This is a genomic window from Lactococcus fujiensis JCM 16395, assembly GCF_002441655.1.
Lineage (GTDB): Bacteria > Bacillota > Bacilli > Lactobacillales > Streptococcaceae > Lactococcus > Lactococcus fujiensis.
The window spans coordinates 1-25,493 of sequence record NZ_JXJU01000010.1; the positions used below are offsets into that span (position 1 = coordinate 1).

Here is a 25,493-nt window from a genome sequence, read left to right on the forward strand (position 1 = left end):
CTCTAAAAACTTGACTTAACGTCATTATTAAAAACATAAAAAGACTGGAGAACCAGTCTTTTTATTCATATCTGTCTTTTTATTCGTATCTATATTGTGCGAGTGCTTCACAGATAATCTCTTTATTCGCTTCCGCATTTATTCCAAGGTATTCAGCGATAGTGACGTAATTCAGGTTGGGGATTTCCTCGGTAGCAAGTAAGGAAATCAAGTCAGGAATGCTATTTTCTCGAGCTCTTGCTTCTGAATATAAATTTTGTAGGTCATTTTGAAAGCTGGTATCTTTAGATTTGAAATGTTCAAGTTCATGAATAATAACTTTGATTTCTTCTAATTCGGATAAATCAGAACGAATTATAATGAAGTTAATACCATGTGTCTTTAAGAATTTGCCTTGTTCATTGAGAACAGAAGAGTAACGTAAAATGATATGATGCTCCCTTAAAAATCTTTTTAAAGTTTCAAGCATAGCTTATTTTTCAAGTCCCTCAAAATATTCTTTAACAAGACGTTGTATTTCTTCTCTGTCATTTTCAGTAATTGGTTTTCCATCGTAACTTTTTGAGTAAAGTATATCCTGGTCTAATTGACCTAAGTCAAGATGGCGTGCATCGGTATTGCCAAGAAGAATTAGTGCGAACATACTGGAAACACGTTATGCTTTTGAAAGATTGAAACGTTATGAAGTTCAAAGCCCAGATGGAGATTTTCATGGAAGTGTTTTGGACACAGTAGAGAAGGCACTTCAGCAATTAAATAGGATGGATGCGGAAGTGGATTCAATATCGGGTACGTTTCTTTAATCAAGAAAAGGCAAAATTAAAGATTTGAGCAATCGCTATTATCGGTTATTGGGTTAGAGGATATTTTTGTCAGTTCTGACAGGCTTTTTTTAATTTGGGGAGAAAAAATATTGAATTATATAATTAAACAAATTGGTTTTTATATCGAGGAATGATGAAGAAGTGATTGTTAAAGCTTGTGATGTCTATTTAGATTATTATAGTTTTAATAATATGACTAGACGAAGGGTGAAACTTGCCTTTCGAGAAATGTTCGAGAATGAAAAAAATCTTCTTGGTAGGTTTGAATCTGGCATGTAAGAATTGGTGATGTTCGAATAGATTTAATCCATTGAAAAAAACTAAATTAGAGGAAAATTGAATGAAAATTACATATGTATCAGCTTCCAATTCTATTGCGGAATGGGGAAATAAAAAAGCAGTAATGGCAAGATATGAAGGGCTAAATATCTATACACTCAATCGCTGGTTAAGTGAAATGAGAGGAATTAGTCGTTTCAGAGGTGGTGTCATTAACCCAACACATAAATTAGTCTGGATAAATTTTGAAGTATTTGAAGAATATCTGAGATGGAAACAGCTGGGAAAACGAATGGATAAGCAAAGATGAGCAAAAAATGATATACTAGTACTGCTAAAAGTATTGATAATCATTTTTTTCACTGGAAGTGAGGAAGAGATGTATTATGAGGTAAGAATATCCAAAAAAGGAATTCGCCGATTTATTGTTCTTGATGATTATATTGACCCTTTGACAGGTAAGAAAAAAAGGGCATCTGTGGCTTATTATCACGATACTGTGAGGGCGAGAAAGGAAGCAGAAAGAGAACTTGAAGATAAAATTGATGAGTTAATCGAAAGTTCAGGACGAAAATATAATAGCAAAAAAATTACAACTTTTGGAGAATTAAAAAATAGTTGGCTAGATAATTGGCAAGCTGGAGTGAAGAGAACGACAATAGAACGTGAAAAATTAGTTTTGAGGCGATTGAATGAAGTAATTTCTGATGACGTGTTGTTAATAAACATCACGCCACTTTTGATTAAGGGGGCGTTGCTAGAGTATGAACGGAAATATCAAACTTCATATTCTACGCTTCAACATATCAAATCGACATTCAATAAAATTTTTGATTTTGGCGTTTTATATGGTGTGGTTTTAATTTCTCCAACTAAGGTAATTCGCCTACAAGCGACACCTGCACAACGAAAAGCAGAGCGAGATCGGAGAGAAGCTAAGTTTTTGGAACCACCAGAACTAGTCGCCTTTTTTGCAGAAATGAAACAAAGTAGAAATAAAAATTATTTTGATTTGTGTATTTTTCTTTTGTTGACTGGGTTGCGTATAGGAGAAGCTGGAGCTTTAACTCTTGATGATTTTGACTTTGAAAAGCGAACGGTCGATATTTCAAAATCTTTGCAATCACGTGATTTGAAAGTTGATGATTTTTATTTAGATACAACAAAAACACCAAATTCTGAACGCGTTGTCTTAATGCCACAAGCAGCAATAGATGCCGTAAAACGTGTAATTGAAAGAAATGCAGCGTTTGATAAGCATATGTCATTAAATCCAGCAAAAAGTTTTAGACATTGTCAATTTATATTTCGGACTGAATACGGTGCGCCGATCACATCTCATAGTTTTCGAGCAGTTCTTAGTAGAGCAGAAAAGAGATTAAAAAATGAATGTCCGAAACGTTACGGATTTGAATGGAAAAGGCATGTTGTCCCTCATAGTTTCCGTCATATGCAAATCACATATTTGCAAAGTGGCGATGCTGGCAATGTAGTAGGGATAAAAGAAATTATGGGGCGAGTGGGCCACTTAAATGTTGAGACAACGATGGTTTATACACACCGCACTAAAATTGAACAAGAGAAGTCAGTTGACGTTTTGAATCAGCTGGCTCAAAAATTAGGATTAGGCTAATCTCACCCACATCCCACCCACACGTTATAAAAAGGGAATAGTGAGACTGAGAAGCCGTGTAAATAAAGGAGATTTAGCTTATGAGTACGATCCAATGGTTTCCAGGGCACATGTCCAAGGCACGACGTCAAGTTCAAGAAAATTTGAAATACGTTGATTTTGTAGTTGAGTTAGTTGATGCACGATTACCAATGAGTTCGCGTAATCCCATGTTAAGTAAGATAATTGGGGATAAACCACGTGTGATTGCGTTAAATAAAGCAGATTTGGCGGATCGCACTCGTGTAAAAGAATGGGTTCAATATTTTGAAAATGAAGGTTATCAAGCCCTTGCCATCAATTCAAAAGAGGAATATACGGCAAAACGTTTAACTGTTGCAGGGAAGCAACTGATGGCTAGTAAATTGGCTCATGATGCCGAACGGGGAATCAAAAATAAGTCCTTGAGAACAATGATTGTTGGAATACCAAATGCAGGTAAATCAACTCTAATGAACCGTTTGGCAGGAAAAAAAGTAGCACAAACAGGAAATAAGCCAGGTGTTACAAAGGGGCAACAATGGCTGCGGACAAATCCTGATTTAGAAATCCTTGATACACCTGGTATTTTATGGCCCAAATTTGAGGACCAAATGGTGGGGCTGAAATTAGCTTTAACTGGAGCGATTAAGGACCAATTATTACCAATGGATGAGGTAACTATTTTTGGATTACGTTATTTCTTGAAAAATTATCGGGTATTAACAATGAAACGCTACCGAATGACTGATGACGATTTAGAACTTGAAATTCCTGAACTTATCATGGAATTGACCACACGTTTTGGTTTTAGGGATGATTATGATCGTTTTTATGAGATGTTTGTGAAAGACGTGCGGGATGGTCGACTTGGAACCTACTGCTTAGATCAAGTAGGAGATTTCGATGGTGCAAACAATTAAAGAGATAAAAGCCATCCTGTCAGAGCTGACCGAGCTCAATGATCCATATTTTGAAGCATTAGGCCTTGATTCACGTGTAGGTGTCCAAAAGGCACTAGAACGTCGACGCAAGCAAATTTTGGCTGATCATACAGAAAATGCACGGTTGGAAAAAATGCTGACTTTTGAAAAAGAACTCTATGCGCATGGAATTGATTTAATCGCTGGCGTAGATGAAGTAGGACGTGGGCCACTTGCAGGGCCTGTTATCGCTGCAGCAGTTATCTTACCAAAGCATTGCAAAATTAAAGGACTTAATGACAGCAAACAGGTTCCAAAGGCCAAGCATTGTGAAATATACGAGGAGATTCAAACAAAAGCCGTTGCCATTGGCATTGGATTGGTAGATCATGATGTCATTGATGAAATTAATATTTATGAGGCAACCAAAGTAGCCATGATTCAGGCTTTGAACCAATTAAAACCTCAAGCACAACACGTCCTTATTGATGCCATGAGATTAGAAATTCCACTCCCACAGACTAAAATTATTCATGGTGATGCACGGAGCGAAAGTATTGCTGCTGCAAGTATTGTGGCAAAGGTGACGCGGGATGAAATGATGAAAAAATATGCCAAACAATATCCAGGATACGATTTTGAGCATAATTCAGGTTATGGTACAGCCAAGCATTTGTCAGCCTTGAAAGAACTTGGTGTCACACCCATCCACCGACGTTCATATGAACCAGTGAAAACGATCGTAAATGAAGTAAAGAACGGAAGTTTATAGGTTTTTTCTGAAAATTATTGAAAAAATGAATCAAGTCTGCTAAAATAACGTTGTAATTAGAAATCAATTCAGAAAGGACCTCACATTTTGTGAATGGCTAATTAGAAAATCTAATTAGGGAAATTAAATGAATACGGAATTAATTAAACGGCTTGTTGATGAAGCAAACGAAAAAGGGATGGCAAAGTATCGCGCTTATTCGATGCAAAAAGTTGCAAATGCTTATGAATTATTAATGAATAAAAAAGCCATGGCTAAATTTGTTGTAACGGGTTATGAACAAGGCTATCTTGAATCAAATGCAGCAAAAACCGATTATCAAATTAAAACAGTTCGCGCACTTGAATCATTCTTAACTGGAAAGTATTAAAAAAACGTGAGACCCACGTTTTTTGTTTTATTCAAAATAAGCATCCAAGATTTTCATTTTTAAATTGGTCAAAGCTGATAAAGGGGCGGTCAATTGGCTACGAAGGAAAAGTTTTTCTTCAATGGTGACGATTCCCATAAATTTGACTTGCGGATAATTACTATTAACGGCCAGGATTTTAGCTTTCATCTCTGCTAAATTATCGGGCGTGACAGGTATGTCTAAGTTAATTGATCGGTCAGCGTAGGAGAAGTTCTTAAGTGATTCGATATTACGATTAGGAATAAAAGCCGTTGCGCCATCGCCAGAAATCAGTGTGATCGACCGAATACCTACAGTTTTAACGATGCCCTCAATATCTAAATTTTCAAAACGAATAGTGTCACCAACATTAATTTGGTGTTCTACAATGATGAAAAAACCATTGATAATATCTGCAACCAGGTCACGTCCGGCAAAGCCTAATGCAACACCAAAGATACCTGCTCCAGCTAAAATATTGCTAACAGGTATTCCTACAATATTTAAAACGGTGTAGATATAAAGAAAAACGGTCAGGTAGTGAATACCAGAAGTAGTCAATTTGGCAAATGTCAAAATTCGAGCCGTATCTGTCCATTTTCGTTCGGAATAGTCTTTAAATAGTTTTTTAACGATGCGGGATGAAATGTGATAGAGCAAAAAGAAGAGTAGTGATACCCAAATGATTTGGATTGATTTAGTGATCAGGAGATCAAGAATGGCCTCCCAGTTAAAGTTAAAATATTTCATGTAAGTTTTATTTTCCTAATTTTCTGAATGTTTCTTGAATTAATATTCGAAAAATACTATAATCTATTATATCAAAAAAATAAAAAACGGCTCTTAATTAATTAATTAATTAATTGTGTTTTTTTAGTGTTGGAGGAATCTATTTTATGGCTGTAAATATTGACTGGGAAAATCTCGGCTTTGATTATCTTAATCTCCCTTTCCGCTACATTTCATATTATAAAGATGGCAAATGGGATGCGGGAAAATTGACTGAGGACAATCAATTACACATGAGTGAATCATCAACGGCTTTGCATTATGGTCAGCAAGGATTTGAGGGGATGAAAGCTTATCGAACTAAAACAGGGGAAATTCAATTGTTTAGGCCTGATCGCAACGCTGCTCGTTTACAAGCCACTGCGAGACGATTACGAATGGCTGAAGTTCCGACAGACAAATTTATCGATGCAGTCATGCAAGTTGTCAAAGCCAATGAAGAATACGTTCCTCCACACGGCACAGGAGCGACACTCTACCTTCGTCCATTGCTTATAGGGGTTGGTGATATCATCGGTGTTAAACCAGCTACAGAGTATATTTTTACCGTTTTTGCCATGCCTGTGGGTGCTTATTTTAAAGGTGGACTCGTCCCATCAAAATTTGTTATTTCACGCGACTATGATCGAGCTGCTCCTTTAGGAACAGGGGGATCAAAAGTTGGGGGGAATTATGCCGCATCTCTTCAAGCAGAAGTAGAGGCCAAAGAAGCAGGATATGCAGATGCGATCTATCTTGATCCATCGACACATACAAAAATTGAAGAAGTAGGATCTGCCAATTTCTTTGGTATCACGAAGGAGGGAGAATTTATTACACCTTTAAGTACTTCAATTTTACCTTCCATAACAAAATATTCACTCTTGTATCTTGCTGAACATCATTTGGGATTAAATGCGCGTGAGGGTGACGTTTTCGTCAAAGATTTGGATCAATTTGCGGAAGTGGGCGCATGCGGAACAGCCGCTGTAATTACTCCCGTTGCATCAATTGATGATGGTGAAAAGCACCATGTTTTCTATTCAGAAACGGAAGTTGGCCCTACCATTAAGAAACTTTACGATGAGCTCGTCGGTATTCAATTTGGGGACATCGAAGCCCCTGAAGGTTGGATTTTCAAAGTTAACTAATATTTCAAAGTTCCTCCTTTCAGGATTGTATTACATATTTTAAAACGTTCAATATCTCGAACGTTTTTCTTGTATAGAAAATAAGCTTATTTTAAATAAATTTCTGAAATTAGGGTATAATTAAATAAAAAAGTTGGAGGAAATATGAAAAAACCATTTGTAACAAAAAATCAGCTGGAAAATATCGCAGCAAAATATCCCACTCCATTTCACATCTATGATGAAAAAGGGATTCGTGAAAAAGCTAGAGCATTGAATAAGGCATTTTCGTGGAATAAGGGCTACAAAGAGTTTTTTGCGGTTAAAGCAACTCCAACGCCAGCGATTTTAAAAATTTTGCATGAAGAAGGATGTGGTGTTGACTGTGCTTCCTATGTCGAACTTTTGATGTCTGATAAATGTGGTTTTGATGGTTCAGAAATGATGTTCTCATCAAATGATACTCCTAAGGAAGAGTACCTTTTTGCCGAAAAACTAGGAGCTACCATTAACTTAGACGCCTATGAACACATCGTTTTCTTGAAGTCACTAACTAAAACAGATGGCTTCAAATTCCCAAAAACGATGAGTTTACGTTATAATCCAGGTGGCGTTTTTGCGATGGGAACAAAAATAATGGATAATCCTGAAGATTCAAAATTTGGAATGACTAAGGATCAATTGATTCAAGGGATTTTAGATTTACAAAAATTAGGCGTTGAGCAGTTCGGCATTCATAGCTTTTTAGCATCAAATACAGTTACAAATGATTATTATCCAGAACTAGCGCGCCAATTATTTGAATTTGCATTGGAAATCCGTCAAAAAACGGGTGTGACACTTGATTTCATCAATTTGTCAGGTGGAATCGGGGTTAATTATCGACCAGAAGAAGTGACCAATGATATTGCAGTAATTGGTGAAGGTGTCCATCATGTATATGATGACGTATTAGTCAAGAATGGCATAGACCAGCTTAAAATATATACAGAATTGGGCCGGTTCATGTTGGCACCGCATGGACTTTTAGCAACCCGTGTTTTACATAAAAAGAAAACCTATCGAACTTATATTGGTGTTGATGCCTCTGCGGTCAACCTTATGAGGCCGGCTTTTTATGACGCTTACCATCACATTACTGTAATGGGGAAGGAAAACGACAAGACAAGTGAAATTGTTGATGTAACTGGTTCTTTGTGTGAAAACAATGATAAATTCGCCAAAGAACGTGAACTTCCTATAATTGAGGAAGGAGATCTTCTTGTCATTCATGATACGGGAGCTCATGGATTTTCAATGGGTTATCAATATAATGCTAAATTACGTTCTGCTGAAATTCTTTTGCAAGAAGATGGCTCTGCTAAACTAATTCGACGGGCTGAAAAACCAGAAGACTATTTTGCAACACTGATGGGTTATGACTTTTCATAAGGAACGGTGCTCTAAGGAGCCCATTTCTTTTGACGTCAAATGTATGCCCATACATTTTTTGCAAATGTTGAAGTATTTTATGACAAAATACATAAATTTTGATATAATAGACAAGTATGAATGCACAATTTAGGTTGGGCAGAAAAGAATTAGGAGATTACTAATGAATTTAGTTTTAGCTATTATTTTGATGGTCGTTTTTGCACTCGCTGGATTTGCTGGCGGAACTTACTACATGCAACGTCAAACGAAAAAAATGTTGATTGAAAACCCACCCCTCAATGAAGATGGTGTACGCTTGATGATGAGTTCAATGGGACGCAAACCAAGCGAAGTTCAAGTCCAACAAGTGCTTCGTCAAATTCGCGCTGCAGCCAAACAAGCTGATAAAGACGGTAAAAAGAAAAAATAAAAAAATGAGATACTTTGCTACCCTGCAAAGTATCATTCATAATATCGAAAAAATAAATGGAGGAAATGATGAACAACAAACCAATCGGGTTACTGGACTCAGGTGTTGGAGGACTTACAGTTGTTCGCGAACTTCTTCGTCAACTTCCTAATGAAGAAATTGTCTATATCGGAGATACAAAACGTGCACCTTATGGTTCACGAAGTAAAGAGCAAATAACAGACTTTACTTGGGATATGGTCAATTTTTTATTATCTAAGAATGTTAAAATGATTGTTATGGCTTGCAATACAGCAACTTCAGCAGCATTAGAAGAAGTCAAGGAAAAGCTTGATATTCCTGTTATCGGAGTCATTATGCCTGGTGCATCAGCTGCAATCCAAGTGACAGAAACAAAAAAAATTGGGGTTATTTCAACTGAAGCTACCTTAAAATCAGGTGAATATGTAAAAAGCATCAAAAATCGGACGGCCACGGTTGACGTAATTAGTCTTGCTTGTCCGAAATTTGTACCAATCGTTGAATCAAATGAAATGGAATCGGCGATTGCAGAAAAAGTCGTCAAAGAAAGTTTGGCCCCCTTAAAAGGGAACGTAGATACGCTTATTTTAGGATGCACACACTATCCTTTGCTTCGCCCATTGATTCAAGCAAACATGGGTCCAAATGTAAAATTGATTGATTCAGGTGCGGAAACAGTACGTGACATTTCGGTTTTATTGAATTACTTTAACCTTAATGGCGAAGAACGTAAAAAACTTAACCATGAATTTTATACAACTGCGAGTGTCGCTCCATTTTATGAAATTGCTCAAAACTGGTTAAATTTGGATGATCTTAATGTGATGCATACTGATTTTGCTGCTAAAGAAACGAAAACAATTTTAATTGCCACGAGAAACGAAGGCAAAACGAAGGAATTCAAGAAGCTATTTGCTGATTATGGTTTCGCAATTAAAAATTTAAATGATTTTCCAGCGCTTCCCGAAATTGAAGAAACTGGAATTACATTTGAAGAAAATGCACGATTGAAAGCGGAACAAATTTCAGAAATAACAGGTGAAATTGTTATAGGTGATGACTCTGGTTTATGTGTTGATCTCCTTGGTGGTCTCCCAGGAGTTTGGAGTCACCGTTTTGCAGGTCCAAATCCAACGGATCAGGAAAACATGGCTAAACTTCTCCACGAACTGGCTTCGACTGAAGTCACGCCAGAACGTCGCACAGCTCATTTCCACACGACATTGGTAGCCGCGCGTCCAAATCATGAAAGTTTAGTTGTTGAAGCGAATTGGTCAGGTTCGATTGCCATTCGGGCTAAGGGAACAAACGGTTTTGGGTACGATCCCATCTTTTTGGTGTCAGGAATAGATAAAACGGCTGCTGAATTGACAGATGAGGAAAAAAATAGATTTTCTCATCGAGGTCAGGCCATGCAAAAAATGATGGTAGAACTTCCAGAATGGTTGAATGAAGCATAATTTATTTGTTTAGCCATCATTGGATAATGAGAAGCCTTATCTTTAAAGGAGAAAGATATGTTTGTTGTGATGTCAGATTCCCATTATGATCGAGAGGTCATAGCGGCAATCAAAGATAAATATCTAAGCACCGCTACCGCTATTTTTCATTGCGGAGATTCAGAATTGTTAAGTTCTGACAAAATTTGGTCTGGGATCCAAGTCGTTGCAGGAAATTGTGACGATGACACGAGATTCCCCGATTTTCTCCTTCAAGAAGTCGAGGGAAAAAGAGTCCTGCTAACACATGGCCATCAATTTAATGTTGGTTTTGGCTTAGATCGCTATTCTTACTTTGCTGAAGAAAAAGAAGCTGACATCGCCTTATTTGGTCATATTCATCGTCCAGTTGTTGAAAAGATTAATCATACGCTTTACTTAAATCCTGGTTCGGTAGCACAGCCTCGAGGAGATTACCAAATTAAAATGTATGCTTGCGTTGAAATAAATGAAGATTTAATTACAGTTTCTTATAAAGATTTAAACCATCAGTCAATAGATGGCTTACAATTTGAACTTCTAATGAGGTAATCATGATTGACAAAAATATCGAGGCATTCATTCTGAAACAAAGTCCAACTTTTGTAAAAAAAGCAGAGGATGTAGCTGTCTTACACACAGAACATAACGTCGCCCATGCAAAATTACTCCTGAGTCAGTATAAATATGCTCGCGTTCCAGTTTTAAATCAAGAAAAAGAATTTGTTGGTGTCATTGGATTGAATGAAATTGTTGATTTTGAAATGAAAGCAGATTTTTATTATGAAAAGTCACAAAAGACATCCATAGGAGAAATTACTAATCACAACATTTCAACTGTTCAACAAAGTTATTCATTAGAAGAAGTCATGCATATCCTTGTAAAAGAACCCTTTATCCCTGTGCTACAAGGAAAGACGTTTAAAGGAATTATCGTTCGACAAGAAATTCTTAAAGCGTTTAATGCATTCGCACACGATTTTACAAAACAATATGAAATTACGCAACGAAATTGATGGCTTTTTAGCCTCGAAAAATTTTTCACAGAATACAAAATCTAATTATTTTTATGATTTACAAGGTTTTCATCATTTCTTTGAAAATAAGATGATCTCTGATGTCTCCCTAGAACTTTTTCGTGCAACCTTGGATGGTTCCAAACCTTCTGTACAAAAGAGAAAAATATCTTCCATTAATCAGTATCTGTATTACCAATATCAGAATGGTTTTTTGGACCGTTTTTATCGATTGGCGCCTACAAATACGCCCAGTAAAACAACTCCCAAGAAAGTTGATTTACAAATTAGAGAATTTCCGGAATTTTATGCACCCATTCAGTCACTCGGACAATTTATTGCGCTTTTGATCTTGGAATTTGGTTTTACCTTTGCTGAGATACAAAATTTGAAATGGGAAAATTTTAATTGGGCCTTTCGAATTTTGACCGTAGAAAAAAAAGGAATCAAAAGAATTCTACCCATTCGAGAAAAATTTGCAATTAGGGTCAAAGGAATTACTAATGCTGATGAATTATTTTCAAAATCACGCCAATTTTTATATCTAGAATTAAAAAAATACACCCCCAATACTTCAAAGGAGTTAAGAGAGCAATACATTCTACGACAAAGAAAATCTGGAAAATCAATTTATGAAACAGCTGAAAATTTAGGTCTATCAACAATAGTAACCCTAGAGAGATATTACAAATAGAAATGTACATAATTTAAAATACGTTATATGATAAATGAGATGAATATAAAAATCAATGATTTTGAAGGCCCTTTAGATTTACTGCTTCATTTGGTGAGTCAATACGAATTAGACATCTTCGAAGTTCCATTGGTACCAGTGATTGAACAATATTTGGCATATATACGTGCTTCTCAAAATCTAGAATTAGAAATCGCGGCTGAATATATGGTGATGGCTTCCCAGCTGATGCTAATTAAGTCTCGGCGACTCCTGCCCTCAGTCAATGAAAACTTTGAGGAAGGTACTGCTCAACTTGAATATGATATTTTAAGTCAAATTGATGAGTATCGGCGATTTAAATTACTTTCGGAAGATCTGACTGTTCTACATCATGAACGAAGTCAATTTTTTACGAAATCAAAAACGGAAATTGTAAACGATGAGATGTCTCTAATTAAGGACAAGAGTTCAATTGATTTATTTCTCGCATTTAGCAAAGTCCTCAAATTGCACCGACAAAAAGAGCAAGATGAAAATACGACCATTGAATCCGAAAAATTTACAGTTGCGGATAAAATCTTAGAGCTTTCAAAGAAATTTGCGAAAAAAAGAATATACAAATTTACTCAACTTTTTAAGAAAAAGGCATCAAAACCGGAGTTATTGACTACTTTCCTAGCCTTGTTAGAGCTAATTAAAAATCAGCAAATTGATTTTTCACAAGAAAAAATATTCGGTGAAATTATTTTAGAAAGAAGGGATGCAAACCATGAATAAAACAGCAATTTGCGAGCTCTTACTTTTCGTTTCTGGAGAGACTGGCCTTTCATTATCGGAGCTGTCTGCACTGACTGAGCTATCTAAAGCGGCATGTGCCCAACAAATTGATCATCTAAAAGAAAAATATCAAGCTGATTCGGAATCAGCTTTCACAATTATTGAAACGGCAGGAAAGTACAAAATGGCCAGCAAGGTAGAATTTGCGGAAATTTTGAAAAATTATGCCAAAACACCACTGAACCAGTCATTGTCTAAATCAGCTATGGAGGTTCTTTCCATCATTGCTTACAAGCAACCCATGACACGTTTAGAAATAGATTTGCTCCGAGGAGTCAATTCATCGGGAGCCATTACTACATTAAGAGCTTATGATTTAATTGATAAAATAGGTGAGGTTGAGGCACCTGGGAGGCCTAGTTTATATGCGACGACTGAGTTTTTCTTGGATTATATCGGGATTAATTCACTTGATGAACTCCCCGAAATTAATGAGGACGATTTCGCGGCTGAGAAGCAGCGTTTATTTACAGACACAGATTTGTTATTAGAAGAAGAATTAGAGGATTAATATGACCAGAATTAACAAATATATCGCACATGCAGGTATTGCCAGCCGACGGAAAGCGGAAGAATTAATTTTAGACGGTCGTGTCTCGGTTAATGGTGATACAATGAAAGAACTAGGCTATCAAGTTGCATCGGGCGATATCGTTGAAGTCAATGGGATCGCTATTTACAATGAAGAACCTGTATACTATTTGCTGAATAAACCTCGGGGTTACATTTCTTCAGTCAGTGATGAAAAAGGGCGTAAAACCGTAATGGAATTGTTACCAAATGTAAAGGAAAGAATTTATCCTGTAGGACGTCTAGATTGGGATACTTCTGGTCTCCTTATTTTGACGAACGATGGCGATTTCACGAATTTAATGACTCATCCCAAGCATCAAATTGACAAAGTATATGTGGCTAAAGTTGAAGGAATGGCGAACAAAGAAAATTTGCGGCCCTTGACTTTGGGGATGACCATTGAAGGCAAAAAGGTGAGTCCAGCGCGTTATGAGATAATCAAAACGGATCGCGAAAAGAATCACTCAATCGTTGCTTTGACGATACATGAAGGTCAGAATCATCAGGTTAAAAATATGTTCGCCAAGGTTGGTTTACCCGTTCAAAAATTGAACCGAGTACAATATGGAACACTCGCACTTGAAGGTCTGCCTGCCGGTCAGTTCCGTCGTTTAAATAAAAAAGAAATTTCACAGCTGGTCAATCAAGCCACATCTAAATAGAATTCAAAAGGACTTTTTATAAGTCTTTTTGAATTCCTATTAAACAATTTCCAATAAAAATAAGTATTTTTGTGTTATAATTATCTTATCTTCAGGGCACCGTGAAATTCGGNGCTTGACCTCACAACTCCGCGATTCGCATTTGCGATTGAGCTAGTGAAAATCTAGCAGCGACAGTAAAATAGAACCAAATAATTGGGTCTATTTAATTGATTGATGAAGCCGTAGGCTTCCAAGATATTATAAGTTTAGATGAATAATTCTAAATTGAGTATCATTAATCAATTTGACAGTCTGGATGGAAGAAGATGGACAGTTTTTTAGTGATCCTCGCTTTTTTAGCGTCCTTTTTCACAACAAAAAATGCTTATCAACTTCCTCGAAATATGAAGAATTACTTTTCTTATTTGGAGGCTTTTTTTATGTCTAACTCAATGTTACAGACACGCAAAATGACTATGATTGCCATTTTGTCAGCAATTTCAACTGTTTTGGCAATGCCAATATTACAGTTTTCAATTTTAGGTTTACCTTTCCTAAAAGTTGATCTAACAATACTCCCAATCCTAATTGGATTATTTACACTGGGCTTAGGTGCAGGTGCAGCCATCCTGGTTATTCGTACCATTCTTTGGTTTTTACTTTTTAATGACGGTGTCAATACAGTTGTTGGATTACCGATGAACTTTATTGCAATTGCTTTATTTAGTTTAATCATTTATTTCTTTGTGAAAAAACGATTTTCACTTGGAAAATACGTGCTAGGTGGCGTTCTAGCGACACTTGCGATGACAGCAATGATGGTCTTCTTAAATTTGGTGTATGCAATTCCTGTTTATGAAACATTTGCCCATTATCCCGCGTCAGCTTTATCGATGTCAGCTTATGTTCTTCCTGTAGTGATCCCATTTAATCTCCTTGAAGGAGCTATTTTTACTGGAGGTTACCTCATTTTGCATTATGCCCTTTCGCAGAGTAAAGCAATAAAAATGATCAATGCATAAATTTTACATTTTAATGTCTAATAATTAATAGAGTAGATACTCTATTTTTTTTATTCATTTATAAACTATTTTGGATATTAAATGTAAAATATGTTAAAATGTAAAGGTTATCATTTAGGGAGGTGATCAAGTTGTCCTTTTTTAAAAATATTGAATTTGAGTCGTTATCAGAAGTTGACAAAGCCATTTGGCATTATTTATCCAACAGTTCGGATAAAATTCCGTACATGAGGGTTCGTGATATTGCCAAGGAATCACACACATCGCCTTCATCGGTTATGCGCTTTATCAAAAAATTGGGCTACGAGAGTTTTCCAGAGTTCAGATTGGATTTTAAAGGCGATGCAGCTGCATTGACACAAGAAAAATTTGATGAAAATATCCTAAATCGAGAAAAATTTCCAAAAGATTTGGAGTATCGTTTAACGAATGTCTCAAATGCCATCTTAAACAGTGAAAACATTGTCTTTTTCGGTGTAGGAATGTCGGCATACACAAGTGAATATGCAGCACGTTTGTTTGCTATGCTAGGTTTCAATACGACGGCCTTTACGGATTCAACTTATCCTTTGTTTCAAAAACTGGAAAATACGAGCGATAATGTATTCATTTCGCTTTCAGTTACGGGAAACACGAGTGAGGTTGTTGAAATTATGAATGGTGTGAAAAACAAGCCTGATTTTGTCTCTGTAGCCATCACAAGCGACCCAGCATCCCATTTAGCAATCATGAGCGATCACGTGCTGAACTATCAAGTCAATCTTAAACGGGATAAACGCTACATGGATTTTACTTCACAAATTCCAGCCATGTACATTATCGAATTGCTTTGTGAAAAAGTTAAGTATTTACAACAAAAAACTGAGCAGTAATAAAAGACCACCCTGGTACACAATGTACCATGGTGGTCTTTTATTCTAGTTTATGAAACAAGAACCTAAACAGAAGAATAGGCTTTTTTATTACTTGAAAAGGGTTACAATATAAATAATATGTATTTTAAGGAGAAATCATGACAAAAAACGTAAATGGATTTATTCGGTCGTCAGGGAAAGTCCTAGTCAATGATGGTGGTGAGATTCAACTCACGGGATGGGGCATTGGAAATTGGCTCCTTTGTGAGGGCTATATGTGGGATTACCAAAATAGTTCCAGATTAGATCGCCCTCGTCGAATTGAAGCAGTTGTTCGGGAACTCATTGGAAGTGAGAAATCTGAACAATTTTGGCAAACCTATCGAGAAAACTACTTTAATTTGAACGATGTGAAGCGAATTAAAAAACAAGGATATAATTCAATTCGTCTCCCGCTCAATTGGCGCTTGTTCATGGAAGAAGAACCTGGGATTCACTTTATTGAGAGCGGTTTTGAAATCATTGATGAGGTTATCAAATGGTGTCAGAATGAGGATATGTATCTTTGGCTTGATTTACATGGTGCGCCGGGAGGACAAACGGGAGCAAATATTGATGACTCAATAGACGATGTGCCTCGCCTGTTACTTGATGCTGATAGTTTTGAAAAAGGTTTGGCATTGTGGGAAGAAATAGCCAAACGTTATGCCAGTTTTGAGGTGATTGCAGGGTATGATTTGCTTAATGAACCCATTCGTACTGCTGATCCTGACCGTCACTATTCAGATTGTGAATTTTTAGTGCCAGAATTAATTCGTTTTTACGAAGAAGCAATTCAACGCATTCGTCAACATGATTCGAATCATTGCATTTCAATCGAAGGACATCATTGGGCAACGGACACTCGAGTATTTGACCGCCAATATGATTCCAATTGGGTAATTCACTTTCATCGGTATTGGGATGCACCATTCATTGATATATTTGAACCATTCTTAGCATTAAGTGAAAAATTTCAAGTCCCTCTTTGGTTAGGCGAAACAGGGGAAAATAGATTAGAATGGTTTGCTGCTGTAACGGGGATTTGCGATCAAAATAAGATTTCATATCATTTTTGGCCCTATAAAAAAATGGGAAATGACAATTGTTCTGTCGAAATTAAGCGTCCAAATCACTGGGATGATTTTATCGCCTATTCTAAGGGAGGAAAGAAAATCCCCTATCAGGCAGCACTCAAACTTTTTAATGAATACCTCAGACTAATAAAAACTGACCATGCGATCTTGCACGATGAAGTTGATCAAGCCATTTTGCGAAATGGAACCTACCGTTTGAATGGCATCAATTTTGACGGACATACAATTTTACAAAATGAGCTTAATAATGAAAGCAGAATGGAAACCTATGCGTTATCCAATGCGGGCTCAATCCAGTACTTGAAACCGAATTTTAATGCGACTAAGTTATGCCTAGTGGGAAAAAGTAATCATATTCCTGCAGAACTAGCAATAAATGGGAAGGGACACTTGATAAAGACAAATCAATTTACGCTTGAAATAACATTTGAACCAAAAGAAAGAGGACAAATAGTCGATGTAGAAAATAAGGGGCAATTTCCCATTCAACTTGATGCATTAACTTGGATTAAAGGAGAGAGTAATTAATGGAGCTTGAGAAATTAAGTGCATTATTTGAACAAATGACGCTTGAAGATAAGTTTGGACAAATGACACAAACGACGGGGGAGCATTTTCTTGAAATGCCAAACAAAGAGGAATTGGTCGAAACAGGTCCTTCAATGGAGGACCTAGGTTTTAATGCAGAAAATATTTATCAAATCGGCTCGGTCTTAGGTGTGTCAAGCACTGCGGTTATCAATGAGATTCAAAGGACATATCTTAAAAAGAGCCGTTTGAAAATTCCCCTCTTATTTATGCATGATGCAATTCATGGTTATCGGACAACATTTCCAATCCCGCTAGCCTTAGCAAGTAGTTTCGATCGTGAATTAGTTAAAGATGTTGCTGAGGCGGTAGCTGAAGAAATGCGAGCGACTGGTCTTCATGTTAATTTCTCGCCAATGGTGGATTTGTCAAGGGACCCTCGGTGGGGAAGAGTTATGGAGGGATTTGGCGAGGATTCATTTTTGGCAGGTGAATTAGGGAAATCAATGATTGAAGGTTATCAGGGGAGCGAGAATGGTGAAATTCTTAATGATCATGTGGTCGCCTGCCTAAAACATTTCGTTGCCTACGGGGCACCCGAAGCTGGAAAAGATTATGCCAGTGTTGACATGAGCGAAAAAGAATTTTACGGTTTTTATGCACGTCCTTACGAAATTGCTTTATCCGCCAACCCTCGTTTTGTAATGGCTTCTTTCAATAGTTTAAATGGAGAACCAGTCACTGCAAGCCGTTACTTAATGAATGATTTACTCAGAGAAAAATTTGGTTTTGACGGCCTTAATATTTCAGATTGGGGGGCGGTCGGTGAACTAAAAAATCATGGTGTCGCTGACTCCGATAAAGAGGCTGGCGATCTTGCAATGTCTGCTGGAATTGACATAGAGATGCTTTCCAATACCTTTCTCACCTATGGTTCCAAAATACTCGAGGAAAAACCAGAACTACTCGAACAAATTGATTTAGCGGTCTGGAAAATACTCTGTCTCAAAAATGAATTGGGCTTATTTGAACAACCATTTGCATCAGAAGAATCAGAAAAAACAGTGGTTCGTCAAGAAAAATTCATTCAACTTGCAAGAAAATCTGCGCTAGAATCAACTGTCTTATTGAAAAATAACCAAAATATCTTGCCTGTCAATCGTAAGGATAATTTAATTTTGATTGGGCCATTCGCAAAAACGCAAGACCTCCTAGGTAATTGGGCTTGCAAGGGAAAAGAAACAGAAACCATTTCATTTGAACAAGGGTTTAAAAATCAGAATTGTCCGATTAAGGCCTATGAAACACTTGATGAGGTTCCCGATAAGGAGCTTAAGTATGCAACTCAAGTCATCATAACCATTGGCGAAGCTTCAAATTGGAGTGGAGAGGGGCATTCAAGTAGTGACTTGGAAATTGCTGATGATCAAAAAGAATTGATCCGTAGTCTGAAAGGAATGGGAAAGAAAATCATTGCGATTGGATTATCAGGCCGCCCATTAGCCTTGCAATCGGTCATTGCTGATCTTGATGCACTCCTTTGGACTTGGTATCTTGGTAATGAAATGGGCAATGCTGTTGCTCAACTCGTTTTGGGAATCGAGCGACCAGCAGGGCGTTTACCAATGTCATTTCCGCGGGTCAGTGCTCAAGTACCAATTCGCTATAATGAATTACGTTCTGGCCGTCCAGCTAACGAAAGTACATATAGTTCTCGTTATCAAGACATTGAAATTGGCCCCCTTTTCCCATTTGGATTTGGTTTGCAATATGATGAGTTTTCAATTGATGATGTAAGTCTTTCGAAATTCGAAATTAATCAAGACGATGTCATTGAAATTCATGTAAGAATAAGCAATCATAGCCAATATGATAGTAAATTTACTCTTAATCTCTTTTTTGAAGACCCAATTGCCAGAATAGTTCGACCCGTTAGAGAATTATTAGACTTTGTCAAATTAGATTTGAAAGCGAAACATTCGGAGGATTATAGTTTTAAATTCACACTTGCCGATTTGTCTTATGCTGACAATAAAGGGACAAAAGTTATTGAAAATGGACCGATTCATTTTTATATTAATGATTTATCAAAGGCCCGCATTAGTTGCAACGTGAAATTGAAATAAAGGTACAAGATGTACCATAATGGTACCTTAACCTAAATCGTGAAACGTGGTTCTAATTATTTGTAAGGGGTTGCAACGTAAAAATAAAACGGTTACAATTTATATAAAGGATGAAATATGAAAGAAATAAAAAAATTCCCCAGCAATTTTTTATGGGGGGGAGCAGTCTCAGCGCATCAAATTGAGGGTGCCTATTTAGAAAATGGTCGGGGATTATCCATTGCAGATGTCATTACAGCTGGAGCCAATGGTGTTGATCGACAAATTACAGAAGGAGTAGTTGAAGGGGAATATTATCCTAGCCATGAGGCCAGTGATTTTTATCATCGTTTCAAAGAGGATATTCAGCTTTTTAAAACGCTCGGGTTGAAAGCTTTTCGAACTTCAATAGCTTGGAGCCGGATTTTCCCAAATGGTGATGAGTTAGAACCCAATGAGGCGGGATTACAATTTTATGACGAATTATTTGATGAATTATTAAATAATGGTATCGAACCAGTCATTACACTTTCACATTTTGAAATTCCGTATCATTTATACACTGAATATGGTGGATTCCGCAACAAAAAATGTATTGACTTTTTCGCTCACTATGCCAAAGTCGTGATGGAACGGTACAAAGATAAAGTAAAGTACTGGATGACATTCAATGAAATCAATAATCAGGCGGATGGACAGTGGCCACTTCACGTGTGGACAAACTCGGCAGTAATTATTGGTGCGAACGAAAATAAAGAAGAGGTTGTTTACCAAGCCGCAATAAATGAACTGATCGCTTCAGCGCGAGTGGTTAAAATTGGTCACGAAATTAATCCGGATTTCCAAATTGGATGTATGATGGCATACGTGCCAGTTTACCCTTATTCTTGTAATCCAACAGACATTATGGCATCAGTTAAAGTCAATGACCGTCGCTTTTTCTACAGTGATGTCCATGTTCGTGGTGTTATTCCGACGTATGTAAAAAAATATTGGAAGAAGCATGATTTCGTTATTGATATAAGTGACGAAGAACTTGAAGCCTTACAAATGGGTTGCGTTGATTACATTGGGTTTTCTTATTATATGTCAAATGCCGTCACCACTTTAGAAAATGTGCGTGGTCAGGCTATTCCCGATTTCCCTGAGGCTAAAATGGTCAAAAACCCTTATATTAGTGCGAGCGATTGGGGCTGGCAAATTGACCCTGTCGGTCTCAGATATGTCTTGAATGCAGTCTATGAACGTTATCAAAAACCACTGTTCGTTGTCGAAAATGGCTTTGGCGCCTATGACAAAATAACTGACGAAGGTCTTGTCCATGATGATTATCGAATTGATTACCTCAAAAATCACATAGAGCAGATGGAACTAGCCATTAATGAAGATGGTGTTGATGTTATGGGCTATACACCTTGGGGAATTCTTGACTTGGTGAGCTTTGGCTCTGGCGAAATGGAAAAGCGTTACGGAATGATCTATGTTGATAAAGATAACCAAGGAAATGGGTCATTGAATCGGATTAAGAAAGATTCTTTCAATTGGTATCAAGCCGTGATTGAAAGGAATGGAATTTGAAAGGGAAAAGATGGAAGAGGCATATCAATTAAAACAAAAGAAAAAAGGAAATAGGTTCAGCCAGTGGCTCCACAGTTTTGGTAAGCAATGGCAGCTACAAGTCATGACACTACCAGGAGTTATCTTCTTACTCATTTTTGGTTTCTTACCCATGTACGGTTTGATTATTGCCTTCAAGAATATGACAGTTGTTGATACTATTTGGTCAGCACCTTGGGTTGGCTGGGAAAACTTTCAAATCATCATGTCTGACCATTATTTTTGGTCATCTGTGGTCAACACTTTAGGCATCAGCTTATTAAAGTTGCTGATTGAATTCCCTTTGTCAATTATTTTTGCCTTGATGATTTATGAATTACGTGATTCAATCTTCAAACGGGTCGTTCAAACGATTTCTTATCTCCCTCACTTTATCAGTTGGATTATTTTAGGGGGGATGATTATTACCTGGATGTCAACACAAGGACTTTTCAATCAATTACTTGGTTTTGTTGGAATTCACAGCAGTGCGAATCATATGTTGGAAACTGGTGCATACTGGTGGATTGCCGCCCTATCGGATACATGGAAAGAAGTTGGTTGGGGCACGATTCTTTATCTTGCTGCAATGGCGAAAATTGATCCGACTTTTTATGAAGCGGCAAAAATGGACGGTGCCAGTCGAGTGCGGATGATTTGGTCAATTACATTACCTAATATCCGAGGAATGATTGCGCTCAATACCATTCTTTGGGTCTCTGGAATCTTTGGTTCAAATTTGGATCAAACCTTAGTTTTAATGAATGCTCAAAATCAACCGAATGCAGAAGTAATCAATTCATATGTGTATCGTGTCGGACTTGTGCAAGGCAATTTCTCTTATGCAACTGCTGTTGGTCTAGGTGTTTCGATTATTTCATTGATATTATTGGTTGCGGCTAATTTTGCGACTAAGAAATTAAACGATAATAATTCCATGTTGTAGGAGGAAAAATGAGTAAAAAATTAAAACGTAATAAAAATAAAGTTAAAGACCGAGACGGTCAAATCTTTAATCTTATTAATGTTGTATTATTGACACTGTTTGCCTTAATTATTGTTGTTCCCGTATGGAACGTTGTCATCTCATCTTTTGCAACAGAATCAGCCATGGCACAGAATTTTATCTTCTTCCCTAAGTCTTTGACAATTGCTAATTATGAAGCTGTTCTAAGTGACAGTACCATTTGGACTGCTTTTGGGATTTCGGTTTCGAAAACAGTCATAGGTGTTATTACACACGTCCTCTTTTGTTCATTGATGGCTTATGGGATGAGTAAAAAGTTATTGCGTGGACGTAGTCTTTATTCAGCCATGGGAATTGTTACCATGTTCTTTGGTGGGGGGATGATTCCAACTTATTTGCTGATTAAACAATTGGGATTGATTGATAATTTCTTAGTTTATATCATTCCAGCTTTATTAAGCTACTACGATGTGATCATCTTGATGAATTTCTTTAGGGATGTTCCAGTTTCACTTGAAGAATCTGCTAAAATTGATGGCGCAAGTGATTTTAAGATTTTTTCATCCATCATCTTGCCACTTTCAAAACCAGCATTAGCAACCATCGCGTTGTTTAATGGTGTTGGTCAATGGAATGACTTCATGACAGCCAAATTATATGTCAATAATGAGGCACTCTGGCCATTGCAGATGCGGATTTATGAAATTATTGTGCAGTCACAAGTTTCACAAACCCAAGGATTCAATCCTCTGTCACAATCTTTGACAACAACCCAGGGAATTCAATTGGCAACAATCGTTGTTACAGCAACACCAATCCTAATTATTTATCCGCTTCTCCAAAAACATTTCTTATCAGGAATGATGTTAGGTGCTGTAAAAGAATAAGGAGTTGACCGCAATGTCATAAAACTATTCAGTCGTATATAATAATGAAATTTTAAAAAGGAGACTTCATTTATGAAGAAATCAAAAATTATTTTGTCTGGTTTAATTATTGCTGGTGCTACGCTAACTTTAGCAGCTTGTGGAAGTTCTAATTCAAGTTCAAAGAGTGCGACATCAAATGTAAAATTACCATCGTTAGACGGACGCTATAAACCATCAGATTCAACACCTGCATGGAAATTGGATACCAAAAAAAATAAAACATTGACTTGGTACGTCAATGCAGACTGGTGGAATAAATCATTTGGTAAAGACGTCGTAACAAAACAAATCAAAAAAGATTTAAACATCGATATCAAATTTGTCACGGGTGACAATACAAAATTGAACACCATGTTTGCCTCAGGAAAATTACCAGATATTATTTCGACTTGGGATATGACGACTCAAGTATCAAAAACAGCGAATAAATGGGCTTTGCCTTTGAATCAGCTGGCAACTACATATGATCCATACTGGAATAAAGTGGCCAGTGAGGATACGATGAACTGGTTTAAACTGTCAGACGGAAATACTTACGGCTATCCAGATTATTCCAATACCGAAGCAGATTACAAATCAGGGGCAATCAAACCTCAAGAAGCAGTTGTTATCCGTGAAGATGTCTACAAAGCACTTGGTGAACCAAAAATGGACACACCTGAAGACTTTGTTAAAGTCATGAAACAAATCAAAGAGAAATATCCTAATTTGACAGCGCTTGGTTTTGGTGCGATGACCAATCCTGATGCGAATGCATTGGATTCAACAGTTCAAAATTTACTTGGTGTCCCATATTATAAAGATGGTAAAATTTATGACCGAGACATGGATAAAGATTATTTGACCTGGTTGAAAGCTTTACGTCAAGTCCATCAAGATGGAGGGATTTCTGATGACAGCTTTACTGCAACGGATGACAAATACAAACAAAATATCCAAACAGGAAAATATGCAGCCATCATTTTAGGCTCTGCCATCAATTATGGAAATCCACTTCAAACATGGGATTCTGCTCACAAAGATTCTGCCTATGTAGCCGTGGATGCCATCACTTCAACTGAAGGTCGCAAACCGGTATTGAACCAATCAGGTATCTCAGGCTGGATGATCAATTACATCACTAAAGATTCAAAAGATCCTGCGACAGCAATGCAAGTTTTCACATATCTTCAATCTAAATACGGTAATATGGTTGCTAACTACGGTGTTGAGGGTGAAACTTACAACATGAAAAACGGCCAAGCAATTTTGACTGAAGCAACACGTAAGGCTCAACAAACAGACCCTGGTAAATTTGCTACGGACTATCGTTTAGGCGAATTCATTCAATTTGGTCACGATAAGTACAAAGCCCTAAGTCCAGACGCCTATCAAGATTCTGTCAAAACAGTCTTCGATTGGGGAAAAAATTACTTGACACCAGAATTCCCAACTGAAAATACGACACCAGATGTGAACACACCTGAGGCACGTAATCTAACAACATTGCAAACACAATGGTTGAATACATTAGTATCTGCTGTACGTGCACCAAGTGATCAGAAATTTGATGAATTGATTTCAACGTACAAGACGTTTAGAAAAAATAATGGTTATGAAGGTGTAGTGAAAGTTCAAAACGAAAAAGTCCAAGATAATCTTAAAAAATTGGGCATGGATAAGAATGCGAGCACACCTACAAAATAATTGGAATAGGAAAGGTATAAGACTGGGCATTTTCCAGTCTTATCTTTTATTATGATCCAATCCATGCTAAAATGAAATGATAAAGAAAAAAAGGAGGACCCATGAGCGGTATTTTTAACCCTGACGGATGGTTTTATAAACTTCTGGTCAGCATTTATCAAGTGATCATACTGAATTGTTGTTTTGTTCTATTTTCCATTCCGATCATCACTATTGGTGCTAATATAACGGCGCTCTATTCGTGTTTCTTTAAACTCAATAAAGGGGAAAGTCGATCTAATCTGTTTAAATTTTTTGTCCAAGAGATGAGGAAGAATTTTAAAGAGGCAACACTATTGTGGTTTGGTGTACTGGCCTTTTTGGGTTTATCAATCCTTGTTTATCCACTTATAAGTAAACTTATGTTAGATCTAAAATTTTTGAATCTCCTATTCATTATTATATTAACTATCATTTTATTAGCACTCGGCTATTTATTCCCACTTGTAGCACGTTTTGAAAATAAACCTATTCTTACATTAGTTAATTCTTTTCGGATGAGCTTTGAAAACATGGCAGCATCAATTCTTATTTTAGTGATTAATGGTGGTTTAATTGTCATGTTTCCAATTTATTTGCCAAAACTGTTCTTTGTTTGGCTTGTCACAGCAATTGCACTTGCTGCATTCATAAATTCTCAACTGATTGAAAAAGTTTTTAATCGTTATCGTTTGGAAGATGATGAAGTGCAAAAAGTATAAGATTTACTTCTGATTTGCCCAATTTGTAATATATTCTGGACAATTCAAAACAATATGTAAAAATAATTAAAAATTTAACCTTTTCTTCTTGACATGCAAAAAAG

27 protein-coding genes are annotated in these 25,493 nt (G+C 36.8%); 24 read left to right on the forward strand and 3 right to left on the reverse strand.

From position 1 onward, the window contains the following. Positions 1 to 79: 79 nt before the first annotated feature. Positions 80 to 469, reverse strand: coding sequence for an ImmA/IrrE family metallo-endopeptidase (locus tag RT41_RS07955; protein ID WP_054639821.1), 390 nt, complete (start codon positions 467 to 469; stop codon positions 80 to 82). Between the two features lie 3 nt (positions 470 to 472). Further along, positions 473 to 643, reverse strand: a complete 171-nt coding sequence (locus tag RT41_RS10475) for a hypothetical protein (protein ID WP_180752702.1) — start codon at positions 641 to 643, stop codon at positions 473 to 475. Between the two features lie 521 nt (positions 644 to 1,164). Here RT41_RS10475 and RT41_RS07960 point away from each other — a divergent pair. The 5 genes from RT41_RS07960 (at position 1,165) to RT41_RS07980 (ending at position 4,819) form a co-directional block, all read left to right on the forward strand. Beyond that, on the forward strand, positions 1,165 to 1,413 hold the full coding sequence (locus RT41_RS07960) for a hypothetical protein (protein ID WP_054639820.1): 249 nt from the start codon (positions 1,165 to 1,167) through the stop codon (positions 1,411 to 1,413). A 69-nt stretch (positions 1,414 to 1,482) separates the two neighbouring features. Next, the gene (locus RT41_RS07965; protein WP_096818754.1) at positions 1,483 to 2,736 is read left to right on the forward strand and encodes a tyrosine-type recombinase/integrase; all 1,254 of its coding nucleotides are present in this window, start codon (positions 1,483 to 1,485) and stop codon (positions 2,734 to 2,736) included. Positions 2,737 to 2,816: 80 nt separating this feature from the next. Continuing rightward, entirely contained in the window at positions 2,817 to 3,677 is an 861-nt protein-coding gene (ylqF, locus tag RT41_RS07970; RefSeq protein WP_054639819.1) for a ribosome biogenesis GTPase YlqF, read from the forward strand. After that, complete coding sequence (locus RT41_RS07975) at positions 3,661 to 4,449, forward strand: ribonuclease HII (RefSeq protein WP_096818759.1); 789 nt, start codon at positions 3,661 to 3,663, stop codon at positions 4,447 to 4,449. The genes ylqF and RT41_RS07975 overlap by 17 nt, the downstream gene beginning before the upstream one ends. Before the next feature lie 127 nt (positions 4,450 to 4,576). Beyond that, positions 4,577 to 4,819: a hypothetical protein gene (locus RT41_RS07980; protein ID WP_054639818.1), complete on the forward strand. Its 243-nt coding sequence runs from the start codon at positions 4,577 to 4,579 to the stop codon at positions 4,817 to 4,819. 27 nt (positions 4,820 to 4,846) lie between these two features. On the opposite strand, the gene RT41_RS07985 is transcribed toward RT41_RS07980, so the two are convergent. After that, positions 4,847 to 5,590 carry a mechanosensitive ion channel family protein gene (locus tag RT41_RS07985; protein WP_096818762.1) on the reverse strand — a complete coding sequence of 248 codons (744 nt, stop codon included), beginning with the start codon at positions 5,588 to 5,590 and terminating at the stop codon, positions 4,847 to 4,849. Positions 5,591 to 5,736: 146 nt separating this feature from the next. Between RT41_RS07985 and RT41_RS07990 the strand changes: the two genes are divergently transcribed. The 19 genes from RT41_RS07990 (at position 5,737) to RT41_RS08080 (ending at position 25,389) form a co-directional block, all read left to right on the forward strand. After that, positions 5,737 to 6,759, forward strand: coding sequence for a branched-chain amino acid aminotransferase (locus tag RT41_RS07990; protein ID WP_054639817.1), 1,023 nt, complete (start codon positions 5,737 to 5,739; stop codon positions 6,757 to 6,759). Between the two features lie 144 nt (positions 6,760 to 6,903). Continuing rightward, complete coding sequence (locus tag RT41_RS07995) at positions 6,904 to 8,169, forward strand: diaminopimelate decarboxylase (protein ID WP_096818765.1); 1,266 nt, start codon at positions 6,904 to 6,906, stop codon at positions 8,167 to 8,169. Positions 8,170 to 8,332: 163 nt separating this feature from the next. Continuing rightward, positions 8,333 to 8,581, forward strand: coding sequence for a YneF family protein (locus RT41_RS08000; protein ID WP_096818768.1), 249 nt, complete (start codon positions 8,333 to 8,335; stop codon positions 8,579 to 8,581). 68 nt (positions 8,582 to 8,649) lie between these two features. Continuing rightward, on the forward strand, positions 8,650 to 10,062 hold the full coding sequence (racE, locus tag RT41_RS08005; protein ID WP_096818771.1) for a glutamate racemase: 1,413 nt from the start codon (positions 8,650 to 8,652) through the stop codon (positions 10,060 to 10,062). A 57-nt stretch (positions 10,063 to 10,119) separates the two neighbouring features. Further along, a complete protein-coding gene (locus RT41_RS08010) occupies positions 10,120 to 10,632 on the forward strand; it encodes a metallophosphoesterase (protein ID WP_054639816.1) in 513 nt (170 codons plus the stop codon). Between the two features lie 2 nt (positions 10,633 to 10,634). Continuing rightward, entirely contained in the window at positions 10,635 to 11,096 is a 462-nt protein-coding gene (cbpB, locus tag RT41_RS08015; protein WP_054639815.1) for a cyclic-di-AMP-binding protein CbpB, read from the forward strand. After that, positions 11,074 to 11,790 carry a site-specific tyrosine recombinase XerD gene (gene xerD, locus RT41_RS08020; protein WP_096818789.1) on the forward strand — a complete coding sequence of 239 codons (717 nt, stop codon included), beginning with the start codon at positions 11,074 to 11,076 and terminating at the stop codon, positions 11,788 to 11,790. Before cbpB ends, xerD begins: the two co-directional genes overlap by 23 nt. A gap of 27 nt (positions 11,791 to 11,817) precedes the next feature. Next, on the forward strand, positions 11,818 to 12,549 hold the full coding sequence (locus tag RT41_RS08025; RefSeq protein WP_096818792.1) for a segregation/condensation protein A: 732 nt from the start codon (positions 11,818 to 11,820) through the stop codon (positions 12,547 to 12,549). Then, positions 12,542 to 13,120, forward strand: a complete 579-nt coding sequence (gene scpB, locus RT41_RS08030) for an SMC-Scp complex subunit ScpB (protein WP_054639822.1) — start codon at positions 12,542 to 12,544, stop codon at positions 13,118 to 13,120. Before RT41_RS08025 ends, scpB begins: the two co-directional genes overlap by 8 nt. 1 nt (position 13,121) lies before the next feature. Then, the gene (locus RT41_RS08035) at positions 13,122 to 13,844 is read left to right on the forward strand and encodes a pseudouridine synthase (protein WP_096818795.1); all 723 of its coding nucleotides are present in this window, start codon (positions 13,122 to 13,124) and stop codon (positions 13,842 to 13,844) included. A gap of 422 nt (positions 13,845 to 14,266) precedes the next feature. Next, positions 14,267 to 14,848, forward strand: coding sequence for an ECF transporter S component (locus tag RT41_RS08040; protein ID WP_054639813.1), 582 nt, complete (start codon positions 14,267 to 14,269; stop codon positions 14,846 to 14,848). Positions 14,849 to 14,979: 131 nt separating this feature from the next. Continuing rightward, entirely contained in the window at positions 14,980 to 15,720 is a 741-nt protein-coding gene (locus RT41_RS08045; protein WP_096818797.1) for a MurR/RpiR family transcriptional regulator, read from the forward strand. A 140-nt stretch (positions 15,721 to 15,860) separates the two neighbouring features. Next, positions 15,861 to 17,366, forward strand: coding sequence for a glycoside hydrolase family 5 protein (locus RT41_RS08050; protein WP_096818799.1), 1,506 nt, complete (start codon positions 15,861 to 15,863; stop codon positions 17,364 to 17,366). Further along, the gene (locus tag RT41_RS08055; RefSeq protein WP_096818802.1) at positions 17,366 to 19,492 is read left to right on the forward strand and encodes a glycoside hydrolase family 3 N-terminal domain-containing protein; all 2,127 of its coding nucleotides are present in this window, start codon (positions 17,366 to 17,368) and stop codon (positions 19,490 to 19,492) included. The genes RT41_RS08050 and RT41_RS08055 overlap by 1 nt, the downstream gene beginning before the upstream one ends. A 117-nt stretch (positions 19,493 to 19,609) precedes the next feature. Beyond that, positions 19,610 to 21,049 carry a 6-phospho-beta-glucosidase gene (locus RT41_RS08060; protein WP_096818804.1) on the forward strand — a complete coding sequence of 480 codons (1,440 nt, stop codon included), beginning with the start codon at positions 19,610 to 19,612 and terminating at the stop codon, positions 21,047 to 21,049. 10 nt (positions 21,050 to 21,059) lie between these two features. Next, a complete protein-coding gene (locus RT41_RS08065; protein ID WP_096818838.1) occupies positions 21,060 to 22,013 on the forward strand; it encodes an ABC transporter permease in 954 nt (317 codons plus the stop codon). Positions 22,014 to 22,021: 8 nt separating this feature from the next. Continuing rightward, positions 22,022 to 22,921 carry a carbohydrate ABC transporter permease gene (locus RT41_RS08070; protein WP_096818808.1) on the forward strand — a complete coding sequence of 300 codons (900 nt, stop codon included), beginning with the start codon at positions 22,022 to 22,024 and terminating at the stop codon, positions 22,919 to 22,921. 72 nt (positions 22,922 to 22,993) lie between these two features. Continuing rightward, on the forward strand, positions 22,994 to 24,649 hold the full coding sequence (locus RT41_RS08075; RefSeq protein ID WP_096818811.1) for a type 2 periplasmic-binding domain-containing protein: 1,656 nt from the start codon (positions 22,994 to 22,996) through the stop codon (positions 24,647 to 24,649). 101 nt (positions 24,650 to 24,750) lie between these two features. Next, a complete protein-coding gene (locus tag RT41_RS08080; RefSeq protein ID WP_054639809.1) occupies positions 24,751 to 25,389 on the forward strand; it encodes a DUF624 domain-containing protein in 639 nt (212 codons plus the stop codon). The last annotated feature ends 104 nt before the right edge of the window (positions 25,390 to 25,493 follow it).

Coding starts and splice junctions, on each gene's coding strand:
- RT41_RS07955 (WP_054639821.1), bottom strand. CDS start 469: ATGCTTGAAACTTTAAAAAGATTTTTAAGGGAGCATCATATCATTTTA.
- RT41_RS10475 (WP_180752702.1), bottom strand. CDS start 643: ATGTTCGCACTAATTCTTCTTGGCAATACCGATGCACGCCATCTTGAC.
- RT41_RS07960 (WP_054639820.1), top strand. CDS start 1,165: ATGAAAATTACATATGTATCAGCTTCCAATTCTATTGCGGAATGGGGA.
- RT41_RS07965 (WP_096818754.1), top strand. CDS start 1,483: ATGTATTATGAGGTAAGAATATCCAAAAAAGGAATTCGCCGATTTATT.
- ylqF (WP_054639819.1), top strand. CDS start 2,817: ATGAGTACGATCCAATGGTTTCCAGGGCACATGTCCAAGGCACGACGT.
- RT41_RS07975 (WP_096818759.1), top strand. CDS start 3,661: ATGGTGCAAACAATTAAAGAGATAAAAGCCATCCTGTCAGAGCTGACC.
- RT41_RS07980 (WP_054639818.1), top strand. CDS start 4,577: ATGAATACGGAATTAATTAAACGGCTTGTTGATGAAGCAAACGAAAAA.
- RT41_RS07985 (WP_096818762.1), bottom strand. CDS start 5,590: ATGAAATATTTTAACTTTAACTGGGAGGCCATTCTTGATCTCCTGATC.
- RT41_RS07990 (WP_054639817.1), top strand. CDS start 5,737: ATGGCTGTAAATATTGACTGGGAAAATCTCGGCTTTGATTATCTTAAT.
- RT41_RS07995 (WP_096818765.1), top strand. CDS start 6,904: ATGAAAAAACCATTTGTAACAAAAAATCAGCTGGAAAATATCGCAGCA.
- RT41_RS08000 (WP_096818768.1), top strand. CDS start 8,333: ATGAATTTAGTTTTAGCTATTATTTTGATGGTCGTTTTTGCACTCGCT.
- racE (WP_096818771.1), top strand. CDS start 8,650: ATGAACAACAAACCAATCGGGTTACTGGACTCAGGTGTTGGAGGACTT.
- RT41_RS08010 (WP_054639816.1), top strand. CDS start 10,120: ATGTTTGTTGTGATGTCAGATTCCCATTATGATCGAGAGGTCATAGCG.
- cbpB (WP_054639815.1), top strand. CDS start 10,635: ATGATTGACAAAAATATCGAGGCATTCATTCTGAAACAAAGTCCAACT.
- xerD (WP_096818789.1), top strand. CDS start 11,074: ATGAAATTACGCAACGAAATTGATGGCTTTTTAGCCTCGAAAAATTTT.
- RT41_RS08025 (WP_096818792.1), top strand. CDS start 11,818: ATGATAAATGAGATGAATATAAAAATCAATGATTTTGAAGGCCCTTTA.
- scpB (WP_054639822.1), top strand. CDS start 12,542: ATGAATAAAACAGCAATTTGCGAGCTCTTACTTTTCGTTTCTGGAGAG.
- RT41_RS08035 (WP_096818795.1), top strand. CDS start 13,122: ATGACCAGAATTAACAAATATATCGCACATGCAGGTATTGCCAGCCGA.
- RT41_RS08040 (WP_054639813.1), top strand. CDS start 14,267: ATGTCTAACTCAATGTTACAGACACGCAAAATGACTATGATTGCCATT.
- RT41_RS08050 (WP_096818799.1), top strand. CDS start 15,861: ATGACAAAAAACGTAAATGGATTTATTCGGTCGTCAGGGAAAGTCCTA.
- RT41_RS08055 (WP_096818802.1), top strand. CDS start 17,366: ATGGAGCTTGAGAAATTAAGTGCATTATTTGAACAAATGACGCTTGAA.
- RT41_RS08060 (WP_096818804.1), top strand. CDS start 19,610: ATGAAAGAAATAAAAAAATTCCCCAGCAATTTTTTATGGGGGGGAGCA.
- RT41_RS08065 (WP_096818838.1), top strand. CDS start 21,060: ATGGAAGAGGCATATCAATTAAAACAAAAGAAAAAAGGAAATAGGTTC.
- RT41_RS08070 (WP_096818808.1), top strand. CDS start 22,022: ATGAGTAAAAAATTAAAACGTAATAAAAATAAAGTTAAAGACCGAGAC.
- RT41_RS08075 (WP_096818811.1), top strand. CDS start 22,994: ATGAAGAAATCAAAAATTATTTTGTCTGGTTTAATTATTGCTGGTGCT.
- RT41_RS08080 (WP_054639809.1), top strand. CDS start 24,751: ATGAGCGGTATTTTTAACCCTGACGGATGGTTTTATAAACTTCTGGTC.